Here is an 11,029-nt window from a genome sequence, read left to right on the forward strand (position 1 = left end):
GGTCACGAACGCCGACGGCTCGGTCACGTCGTACAAGTACGACGCGACGGGCGAGCGGCCAGACAGAGCAGTACGGCGAGCGCGCCGGTCAGGGCACGGAGTCGGCGCGCGGATCGGATGGCGGCACGGCGACCGCGTTCGTACGCCTCGACGCCCGCGGCCAGGAACTCCCGCTCCAGCCGGTTCAGTTCACCATGATCGCTGGGATCGTCAGCCGGGGCGCCCACCCCGAACGCCTCACGCGCCTGTGTCAACCGTGTCCCCCGATACAGCGCGCCCGCGTCCCGCCCCAACTCGTCCCAGGCCAGGGCCGCTTCGGTGAGCCGGCGGTGCACGCGCAGCCGCTCCCGGTCCTCGTCCAGCCAGCCGCGCAGCCGTGGCCACGCGCCGAGGAGGGCTTCGTGGGCGAGGTCGACGGTGGTGCCGTCGACCGTCAACAGGCGCTCGCGGACCAGGAGTTCCCGTACCCGCGCGGTTGTCGCGCCGGCGTCGAGTTCCGCGCGGTCCACGGGCCGCCGCGTGTCCTCGGTGCCGTCGCCGGGGTTGACCAGCCGCAGCAGCAGCGCGCGCAGGGCGGCGGCCTCGGCGGGGGTGCAGCGGGCGTGGACGGCCTCCGCGGTGTGCGCGACGGCTCCCCGGACTCCGCCGACCGACTCGTACGCGGCGAGGGTGAGCGTCTTGCCGGTGCGCCGCCGCCAGACCTCGCGCAACGCGTGGGCCATCAGCGGCAGTCCGCCCGGTTCCCCGGCCACGTCGGCGACGATCCGCGCGGTCAGGGCTCGCTCCACGACGAGCCGCCGGGCGGCGGCCGGCCGCACCACCGCCTCCCGCAGGGCGGTCGGCGACATCGGCCCGACCAGCAGGGCGGAGTCCCGCAACGCCTCGGCGAGGGGCCCGTGTTCGGCGCACCGGCCGTAGAAGTCGGCGCGTACGGCGATCACCACCCGCAGCCGGGACGCCGGTTCGGCCGCCGCGAGCAACTGCCCGAGGAACCCGGCGCGTTCGCCCGCGTCGGTGCAGAGGGTGAAGAGCTCCTCGAACTGGTCGACGACGAGAAGGGTGTCCCCCGCGGACTCGGCCTCGGTCTCGGACTCGGACTCGGCCTCGGTCTCGTGCGGGACGAACAACTCCGCGTGCGTGCGCGCCGGATGGGCGCCCGGGGTGAGCATGCGGATCGCCGCGAGCCCGGGACGGTCCCGCAGCGCGGGTACCAACCCCGCCCGCAACAGCGACGACTTGCCGCTGCCGCTCGCACCGACGACCGCCGCGAACCGCGTCCGCCCGACCAGCCCGAGCAGTTCGCCGACGAGGTCGTCACGGCCGTGGAAGTGCTCCCCGTCGCCGGTCCCGAAGCGGGCGAGCCCCGGATAGGGGCTCTCCTCACCGTCCTCGACGACGTCCGCCGACGCGGCGACGACCTCCCGCCACCGCCGCTCCCACTCCGCCGGATCGCCGTCGCAGGCGCGGACGTAGGCGAGGAGCACCGGCAGGCTGGGCAGCCGTCCCCGGCCGCGGCGGCGGACAGCGTGGGCGCCGAGTAGCCGGCCCGGGCCGCCATCACCCGGTAGGTCGGCGTGCCCGCCTCGTCGCGCAACTTGCGCAGTGCGTAGGCGAATTGCTGCACACTCCCCGCCCCCGGATCCAGCGGCTTCTCCCGGCGCCCCATCCGCGTCTCCCCCTCGCTCACGGCCGTCCCGCCCGCCGACGACCGTCGCCGGCCGATTGATAGGCGCTCCGAACAGGGGCTGCCCAACAATCCGCCGGCCTCTGGACTCGCAGGTGCACCCCGCCGCGCGGCCCCTCCCGGGCTCCCGCGCCGACCGCCGAGCACCGGAGTCAGCCATCACCACCACACACTCACCACAACGCCTGTTCCACCCGGTCCGGTTGCCTCCGACACCCCCCGTCCGACGCCCCTGGCACGTCGTGGCCCCGGCCGTGCTCGCCCTCGTCCTCGGCCTGTGGGGAGTCCGGCGCGGCGGCAGCATCTGGCGGGACGAGGTGGTGTCGTACGACATGGCCCGGCGCCCCCTGCCCGACCTGTGGGCGGCGCTCGGGCACGCCGACGCGGTGCACGGCCTGTACTACCTGCTCCTGCACGGCCTCTTCCGGATCGCCGGCGACACGGACCCCCTGCTGGTCCTCCGCCTGCCCTCGGTCCTCGCCATCGCGGTCGCCGCCGGCACCCTGGCCCTCCTCGGCAGCCGCCTCGCCGGCCCCCGGGCGGGACTGCTCGCGGGGCTCGTCTTCGCCGTACTGCCACCGGTCCAGCGCTACGCCCAGGAGGGCCGTTCGTACGCGCTCGTGTGCGCCCTGGTGATCTGGGCGACGTATCTCCTGGTGCGCGCCGCGGACCGACGGGGCCCCTGGCTGCCGTACGGCATGGTCATGCTCACCGCGTGTCTCCTGCACGAGTTCGCGGTCCTGGTGCTGCCCGCGCATCTGCTGGCGGTCCTCCACCGCACCGCCCTGCGAGCGGCTCTGGCGGTGTGCGTCGGGCTGGCTCCCCTGGCCGTGCTGAGCAGCCGCCAGTCGGAGCAGGTGGCGTGGATCGGGGGCCTCGGGGTGGGCGCCTTGGCGGGGTTCGCGGGGGTCGGTGCGGTGGGCGTGGCCTGCGCGATCCTTCTGGGCAGCCGACCCGTGACCCGCCTGGCCGTCCCGCTGACCATCCTCCCGGCCCTGGTTCTGATCCTCCTCACCCCGCTCAAGCCGCTCTACGTCGACCGTTACGTCCTCTACGGCCACGCGGGCACGGCCCTCCTGCTCGGCGCGGCCCTGGACGACCTGCCCCGGAGGGCCGGGCGGGTGCGGACGGTCGCCCTGCTCGCGGCGGGCGCCGCCCTGCTGTCCCTGCTGCCGGTGGCCCTCCATCTGCGTACTCCGCAGAGCCGTACCGACGACGCCACCGCCGTCGCCGGGGCGATCGGTGCGATGGACGCCGACGGTGTGCTCTACCTGCCGTCGCGGCGGCGGGTGTGGTCACTGACGGCACTCTCGGGCCTCGTCGACGTGGCCCTGGCCCGTACGCCGACCGCCTCGGCGACCCTCTACGGCACCGAGGCCGCGCCCTCGGTGATCCGCGCCCGCATGCTGGCGACGGCACGGATCGTCGTCGTGGAAGACCCGCCGGACCAGCCGAGGGACCGGTCGCCGCAGGAGGTGGTCAAGCGCCGGGTGCTGGAGCGGTGCTTCGTCCGGGACTCGGTCCGACGCCTGCAGGGTGCGCAGATCAGCCGGTACGTACGGCGGTGTGCACCGTATGCACCGCCAGCACGAACACGTCCGCCCGCCGGTGCACGCTCGCCGCGTCCGTAGGGTCGAGGAGCCGGTCGAGGGTCTCGCGGTCCCCGGCCTCCAGGTGCTCGCCGAACACCTCGCGCAGCCGGCCGAGGGAGTGCGCGATGTACGCCCGGGCCCGGTCGGTGGTCGGCGCGGGCAGGTCCAGCATGAAGCTCCGCGTCCCGGTGTGCCGCAGCCCCGCCGACGCCATCAGCGCGGGCCAGTCCTCCGTCTCGGAGACGGCACCCGGCAGGTCCGCCCGCATCTGCGCGAACCATCCCTCCTCCAGCGCGTCGAGCCGGGCCTGGAGGCCGGGCCGCCCGATGCCGATGTCCCGGGGGAGGAAGCGCGGGGGAAGACCGCCCTCCATCAGCGCCAGGGTCCCGCCGCGGGCCAGCCGTGCGGCGAACGCGGCGATCCCGGCGCGCTGGTCGCCGAGGTGGTGCAGGCTCCGGGAGGCCCACAGCAGGTCGACGGGGTAGTCCAAGTCCTCCAGGACACTGGGCAGTTCACCGGCGAGGGTGCCGAAGCGGTCGGCGAGGCCGAGCCGTTCGGCCCGCCCGGCGGCCCGCTCAAGCAGCGGCTCCGACACGTCGACCGCGACGACCCGCGCACCGGGGAAGGCCTCGGCGAGCAGACAGGACAGCACGCCGGGACCGCTGCCGGCGTCCACGATCAGCCCCGGCTCGGTCTGCTTGTGCCCGAGCCAGGCCAGGGCCTTCTCGTAGAGGGGCGTGAACAGCTCGGCCTGGCTCTCCAGATGCGGAGCCATCTCGGCCCAGTCGATGTCGGTGTGGTCGTGGTGGTGGCCGTGCTTGTCGTGGCCGTGGTGGTCGTGGTGGTCGTGTTCGTGAGCCATGGCGGTCAGCCTCTCGTCGGTGTGCCGCCAGCGTGCGCCGACGCACCGAGGAGATGCCAGTGGAGTTGCCACAACAGCAAACGCACCGGCAAAAAATCCCGGCGGCCCGAAACGAACCCAGGGGCGCGGGGAACTGCGCGACCGGCCACAACGGACCGGCACCCGCAGTCCCACCGCACCCGGCGTCACATCAGAGCGCGGGGTACGCGTTCTGCATCAACTGCTGGAACTGCGCCGAGAACCAGTGCCCCGACAGCGGAGCGTTCGGCAGCGCACCCGACATGTTGTTGTTGTTCCGCGGGTTGCCGGTGTACGTCGGGTCGCACATCCGGTCGAAGCCCTTGCCCTCGTCGTTCGGGATCGCGGAGCTGGACCCGTCCGACTCCCCCGGCGGCTTCACCCACACGTACGCGTCGATCCCGGCGGCCGGCGACGCCTGCGGCCGCTCACCGAGACCCGCGCCCGACTGGTTGCACCAGTTGCCGACGTGGATCCGCCGGTCGATCCGCCCGCCGTTGACATACGTGTCCACGTCGGTCGTCGCGCCGGGCCCGGTGGGCCGGGCGGAGCCGCCCCAGCCGTTGCGGGACGTGTCGATCAGCATGCCGACACCCGAGGCGAACCCCTGGTTCACCGCCTCCTGCCGGAACGCCTGCGCGAACGACAGCTCGTCGGTGTACCGGTTCCAGTCCACCCACTTCGACTCGCGCACGGACTTGCCCGCCACGGAGTCGTTGATGGTGAAGTACTGCTCCTTCAGCGCGCTGTAGTTGGCGGTGTTGGTGATGAAGCCCTGCACGTCGTTGACGGTCGCGCCCTCGGCGGTCGCCGCCTGCTTGATGGTCTGGACGGTCGCCGAGAAGTTGTCGTCCCAGCCGATCCAGCCGTGGTGCCCGGCGTCCACGTAGTTGTAGACGTTGGATACGTCACCGAGCTTGTTCAGCGCGTAGCCGACGCCCTTGATGTAGTTGCCGTTCGCCTTCATCGTGTCGCAGTTGGCCGTGGCGGTGGCCCGCGGCGAGACGTTGGTGACGAGGTTCGGCAGCGAGTCGATCTCGATGGTGTTCACGATCCGCAGCGAGGCGTACTTGGGGTCGGCGAGGATGGCGGCGATCGGATCGATGTACTGCGTCTTGTACTTGTCGATCTCCGTCGGGCCGAGTTCGCCGTTGGAGGCGAGCGCCGCGCAGTCCCGGCCGGGCAGGTTGTAGATGACCAGCTGGACGACGAGTTCGCCGCTGCCCTTCTGCGCGAGGGCCGCGTCGAGGTGGGCGCGCAGCCCCATCCCGCCGTTCACGCCGTTGATCGCGGCGATCCGGTCCAGCCACACGCCCGTGGGCTGGTTGGAGATCCGGCTGCCGCCCGGCTCGGCCGCGGCCTTGGCGGACCACTCGGGGTTCACGTACACCTTGGCGCCGCTGTACGGGTTGTCGACCTTCGTGCCGCCCCCGGGGTCCGGCGGGTTGGTCGGCCCGCTGCCGCCGTCGTCGACGTTGCAGGCCACCCCGTCGAGCGTGAAGGCCGTCGGCAGCGCGTTGGTGCCGCTGTAGGTCCCGTTGAAGCCGAAGCTCACCGAACCGCCGGTGGCGAGCGTGCCGTTGTAGGTCTCGTTGGTCGCGGTGACGGCCGTCCCGCTCTGGCTGATCTTGGAGTTCCAGAAACTGGCGACCTTCTGGTTTCCGGCGTACGACCACTTCAGCGCCCAACTCGACTTGGCGGCGCTGTTGTTGGTGATCGTGACGGCGGCGGTGAAGCCGGTGTCCCACTGGTTCTGCACCTTGTAGTCCACGGCGCAGGGGATCGCCTGGATGCCGACGTCCCCGGGGGTGACGGCGAGGGCGGTCCCGGAGGCCCCGGCGACCAGGGCCAGGGAAGCGAGGAGCGCGGTTCTCGTACGACTCATGAGTGCGGGTTTCCTTCTTCCGTTGCGGGTGTTGTCCGGTGCGGGTGTTGTCCGTGCGGCTCTTATCCGGCGACGGCGCGCAGATGGTCGCGCAGACCGATGCCGAACGCGGTGGGTGTGCCGTCGTAGCCGGAGATCAGGGACGGTCCGGAGGAGCAGTCCCAGGTGTTCCAGGTCCAGCCCAGATACGACAGGCCACGGTCGTCGAACCACTTCATGACCTGGTCGACGAACCCGTGCGAGCAGGTGTTCTCGCCGATCTCCCCCGCCACGAGCGGCACTTGGGCGGCCACCGGGGCGAGCGTGGAGTTCCAGCAGCTCTCGTTGGAGCAGGTGTTGAAGTTGTAGACGTGCCAGGCGGCGGCGAGATTGCCGGCCGGGTCGGTCGGTCTGTACGTCAGCCACTGGCTCAGGTCGTTCGAGTACGCGATCCCGCCGGCCAGGATCACGTTGGTGGCGCCGGTGGCCCGGACGCTGTCGACGAGATCCTGCATACCGGCGACCTCGTACGAGATGCCGGGGCAGGTGCCGCCGTCCCGCCAGCACTGCCACGCCTGGGTGGTCGTGGAGGTCGCGCGGTCCGGGTAGGGCTCGTTGAACAGGTCGAAGACGACGGCCTGGTCGGCCTTGAAGGTGTTGGCCACCGACGTCCAGAAGGACGGGGTGTACTGCATGTCGGGCATCGGCTTCTGGCAGCTGGCGTGCACGTCGGAGCAGCCGGCCGAGTTGCCGGTGTACTGGCCGTAGGTCCAGTGCAGTTCGACCACCGGCGTCATGCCGTGCGCCTTCACCCTCGCCACCAGGTCCTTGACGGCGTTGATGTAATTCGCCCCGGAGTAGGCCGGGTTGATGTTGGACAGGCCCAGCCAGCACTCCTCGTTGAGGGGAATGCGGACCGTGTTGGCCTTCCAGTCGGCGATCGCCTTGACGGAGGCGTCGTCGACCGGGCCGTCGAAGATGCCGCGGCCCTGGACGCACATGAACTCGCCGCCGGACCGGTTCACCCCGAGCAGCCGGCGCGTCGTGCCACCGGCGTCCACGAGCTTGTTGCCGGACACGCGGAGAGCGGGTGGCGTGCCGTCACCGGGAGCCGGCGGATCCGACGGTTCCGGCGTGGGTGTGGGCGTCGTACCGCCGTCCACGTTGCAGGCCGTGCCGTTCAACGCGAACGTCGTCGGTACGGCGTTGCTCCCGGACCAGGACGCGATGAACCCGGCGCTGACGCTCGCACCCGTGGCCAGCGAGCCGTTGTAGCTCTCGTTGGCCGCGGTGACCGTCGTGCCGGACTGGGACCACTTCGCGTTCCAGCCCTGGGTGAGTTTCTGGCCGCCGGTGAAGCCGAAGGTGAGACTCCAACTGCTCACGGGAGCGGCGTTGTTGGTGATGCGCACGGAACCCTGGAAGCCGCTGTCCCACTGACTGGTGACGGTGTACTCCACCGAGCAGACAGGGGCAGCCCCGGACGCCGAGACCACCGGAACCGTCACGGCCCCGACGAGGGCGACCGCGCCGACAGCGGCTAAAAGTACTGAACGCGGGGGGTGTCGCATGAGCGACTCCTTGCAGCTCAGCGCGTCCGTGACGGACGCGTCGACTGATGGAATCGCTCCCACTGGTGCCAAGGAAGCTAGCGCCAAGTGGAGGCAAAGACCAGAGGCGTCACTTGACTTTTCCTCAGCCCCTTTCATCGAATCTTTTCGACTCTTCAAGCACCTTGACCCCTTGACCCCCCGTCCCCACTATGGGAGCGCTCCCACTGGTTCAAGCCTTGACTTCTCCGAGCCGCACAAGGAGGAACCAGCAATGCCCCCCACGAGGAGACGCCGGCCTGCCCGGCGATTGTGGACCGCTGTCGTGGCGGCCCTGGCACTGCCCTTCGCGATGCTGAGCGCTGGTTCAACTCCCGCACAGGCAGCGGCAGTTCAGTGCAGTGTGGATTACAAGACCAATGACTGGGGTTCCGGCTTCACCGCGGACGTGACGATCACCAACCGCGGCACGGACACCATCAACGGCTGGACGCTCGCCTACGCCTACTCCGGCAACCAGAAGCTCTCCGGCACCGGTTGGAACGGCAGCTGGTCGCAGTCGGGGCAGGCGATCTCGGTCACCAACGCCTCGTACAACGCGACGATCGCCGCGGGTGCGGCGGTCAACACCGGTGCGCAGTTCACGTACAGCGGCACCAACACCGCACCCGCGTCCTTCGCGGTGAACGGCACCACGTGTGTCGGCGCCCACCAACCCCCCATCACCGTGCTGACCAGCCCGGCGGCGGGCGCCGTCTACACCCAGGGCACCGCGGTGCCGCTCGCCGCGACGGCGGCCGCGGCGGACAGCGCGACCATCAGCAAGGTGGAGTTCTACGACGACACCACGCTGCTGGGCACCGACACCACGTCGCCGTACTCGCTCTCGGTCTCAAGTTTGACCGTGGGCAGTCATTCCCTGCTGGCGAAGGCGTACGACAGCCTGGGCGCCTCCGCCGCGTCGACGCCGGTCGGCATCACGGTCGCCTCGGGGCCGGCCATCGTCGCCTCGGCGACCCAACTGGCCGTCCAGCAGGGCAAGACGGGCACGTACACGGTGAAGCTCTCGACGCAGCCGAGCGCCAACGTGACCGTGACGACCGCCCGGGCGAGCGGCAACACGGGTCTCTCCGTGACCGGCGGCGCCTCGCTGACCTTCACGCCGTCGAACTGGAACACCGCGCAGACGGTGACGCTCACGGCCGCCGCCTCCGGCACGGGTTCGGCGGTCTTCGAGTCGACGGCCACGGGCCACGCCAAGGCCTCGGTGACGGCGACCCAGATCGGGGCGACGAAGGAGTACGACGCCCGGTTCCTGGAGCTGTACGGCAAGATCACCAACCCGGCGAACGGCTACTTCTCCCCCGAGGGCATCCCCTACCACTCGGTGGAGACGCTGATCGTCGAGGCGCCGGACCACGGCCACGAGACCACGTCGGAGGCGTACAGCTACCTCCTGTGGCTCCAGGCCATGTACGGCAAGGTGACGGGCGACTGGACCAAGTTCAACGGCGCCTGGGACATCATGGAGAAGTACATGATCCCCACGCACGCCGACCAGCCGACCAACTCCTTCTACAACGCCTCCAAGCCGGCCACCTACGCGCCCGAGCTGGACACCCCCAACGAGTACCCGGCGAAGCTGGACACCGGGGTGTCGGTGGGATCGGATCCCATCGCCGGTGAACTGAAGACCGCATACGGCACCGACGACGTCTACGGTATGCACTGGCTGCAGGATGTGGACAATGTGTACGGCTACGGCAACTCGCCCGGCAAGTGCGAGGCGGGGCCGACGGACACCGGACCGTCGTACATCAACACCTTCCAGCGCGGCGCGCAGGAGTCGGTGTGGGAGACGGTGCCGCAGCCGACCTGCGATCAGTTCAAGTACGGCGGGAAGAACGGGTACTTGGACCTGTTCACCGGTGACGCCTCCTACGCGAAGCAGTGGAAGTTCACCAACGCGCCGGACGCCGACGCGCGTGCAGTGCAGGCCGCGTACTGGGCGGACGTCTGGGCCAAGCAGCAGGGCAAGGGTTCGGACGTCTCCGCGACCGTGGGCAAGGCCGCGAAGATGGGCGACTACCTGCGCTACGCGATGTACGACAAGTACTTCAAGAAGATCGGCAACTGCGTCGGGCCGTCCACCTGCCCGGCCGGCACCGGCAAGGACGCCTCGATGTACCTGCTGTCCTGGTACTACGCGTGGGGCGGCGCGACCGACACCTCGGCGGGCTGGGCCTGGCGCATCGGCTCCAGCCACGCGCACGGCGGCTATCAGAACCCCCTTGCGGCGTACGCGCTCAGCTCGTACGCCGATCTGAAGCCCAAGTCCGCGACCGGGGCGGCCGATTGGGGCACCTCACTGACCCGGCAGCTGGAGTTCTACCGCTGGCTGCAGTCCGACGAGGGCGCCATCGCGGGCGGTGCGACCAACAGTTGGGCGGGCCGTTACGCGACCCCGCCGGCCGGCAAGTCGACCTTCTACGGCATGTACTACGACCAGCAGCCCGTCTACCACGACCCGCCGTCCAACCAGTGGTTCGGCTTCCAGGCGTGGTCGATGGAGCGGGTCGCGGAGTACTACCAGCAGACGGGGAACGCGCAGGCCAAGGCGGTCCTCGACAAGTGGGTCGACTGGGCGCTGTCCAAGACGACCGTGAACCCGGACGGGACGTATCTGATCCCGTCGACGCTCCAGTGGTCCGGTCAGCCGGACACCTGGAACGCGTCAAGTCCGGGCGCCAACAGCGGACTTCATGTCACGGTCGCCGACTACACCAACGACGTGGGGGTGGCCGCCGCGTACGCCAAGACGCTGACGTACTACGCGGACCGCTCCGGGGACACGGAGGCGGCGACGACCGCGAAGGCTCTGCTGGACGGCATGTGGAACAACTACCAGGACGCGCTGGGGATCGCGGTGCCGGAGAACCGGGCGGACTACAACCGGTTCGACGACGCGGTGTACATCCCGTCGGGGTGGACCGGGACGATGCCGAACGGGGACGCGATCAACGCGTCGTCGACGTTCGAGTCGATCCGGTCGTTCTACGAGGACGACCCGGCGTGGTCGAAGATCCAGGCGTACCTCGCGGGCGGGGCCGTGCCGTCATTCACCTATCACCGGTTCTGGGCTCAGGCGGACATCGCCTTGGCCATGGGGTCGTACGCGGAGCTTCTCGAATAAACCGCCCCCGCCGGGCGCTCCGCGGGTTGGGCCGTGTTCTGTCTGCGGGTCCGTTGTGGCTGGTCGCGCAGTTCCCCGCGCCCCTTCAGGGGCGCACCAGGACGCGGTGTTTCCTCGGAACCGCCCGAGAGCTTCGCGTACCAGGTCTCGTCACCTGACGACGAGGCCGTCCGTCTTCCTGGAGCAACTGGAGACGGACCCGGCGCGGTTCCTGCCGGAGACGACGGACGAGCACCTGGACGAGTCGTCCGACGTCGTGAAGATCG

At 70.4% G+C, this 11,029-nt stretch carries 5 protein-coding genes and 1 pseudogene; 2 read left to right on the forward strand and 4 right to left on the reverse strand.

What is annotated here, in order from left to right; genetic code table 11:
- Window positions 1–23 precede the first annotated feature (23 nt).
- Window positions 24–1,666 (reverse strand): annotated as a pseudogene (locus ABZ896_RS49775) (hypothetical protein).
- A 260-nt stretch (window positions 1,667–1,926) separates the two neighbouring features.
- On the opposite strand from ABZ896_RS49775, the gene ABZ896_RS49780 reads away from it, so the two are divergent.
- Window positions 1,927–3,315 (forward strand): glycosyltransferase family 39 protein, encoded by a 1,389-nt coding sequence (locus tag ABZ896_RS49780; RefSeq protein ID WP_360945137.1) that lies wholly within the window; start codon window positions 1,927–1,929, stop codon window positions 3,313–3,315.
- Here ABZ896_RS49780 and ABZ896_RS49785 read toward each other — a convergent pair.
- From ABZ896_RS49785 to ABZ896_RS49795, 3 genes are all read right to left on the reverse strand, one after another.
- A complete protein-coding gene (locus tag ABZ896_RS49785; RefSeq protein ID WP_360945140.1) occupies window positions 3,230–4,138 on the reverse strand; it encodes a methyltransferase in 909 nt (302 codons plus the stop codon). The two genes, ABZ896_RS49780 and ABZ896_RS49785, sit on opposite strands and share 86 nt — an antisense overlap.
- 190 nt (window positions 4,139–4,328) lie before the next feature.
- Window positions 4,329–6,041 (reverse strand): glycoside hydrolase family 6 protein, encoded by a 1,713-nt coding sequence (locus ABZ896_RS49790; RefSeq protein WP_360945143.1) that lies wholly within the window; start codon window positions 6,039–6,041, stop codon window positions 4,329–4,331.
- A 62-nt stretch (window positions 6,042–6,103) separates the two neighbouring features.
- Window positions 6,104–7,591, reverse strand: coding sequence for a cellulase family glycosylhydrolase (locus ABZ896_RS49795; RefSeq protein WP_360945146.1), 1,488 nt, complete (start codon window positions 7,589–7,591; stop codon window positions 6,104–6,106).
- A 253-nt stretch (window positions 7,592–7,844) separates the two neighbouring features.
- On the opposite strand from ABZ896_RS49795, the gene ABZ896_RS49800 reads away from it, so the two are divergent.
- Window positions 7,845–10,763 carry a glycoside hydrolase family 48 protein gene (locus ABZ896_RS49800; protein WP_360945149.1) on the forward strand — a complete coding sequence of 973 codons (2,919 nt, stop codon included), beginning with the start codon at window positions 7,845–7,847 and terminating at the stop codon, window positions 10,761–10,763.
- Window positions 10,764–11,029: the final 266 nt, after the last annotated feature.

The sequence above is a fragment of the Streptomyces sp. NPDC047072 genome (assembly GCF_040643855.1).
Taxonomy (GTDB): domain Bacteria; phylum Actinomycetota; class Actinomycetes; order Streptomycetales; family Streptomycetaceae; genus Streptomyces.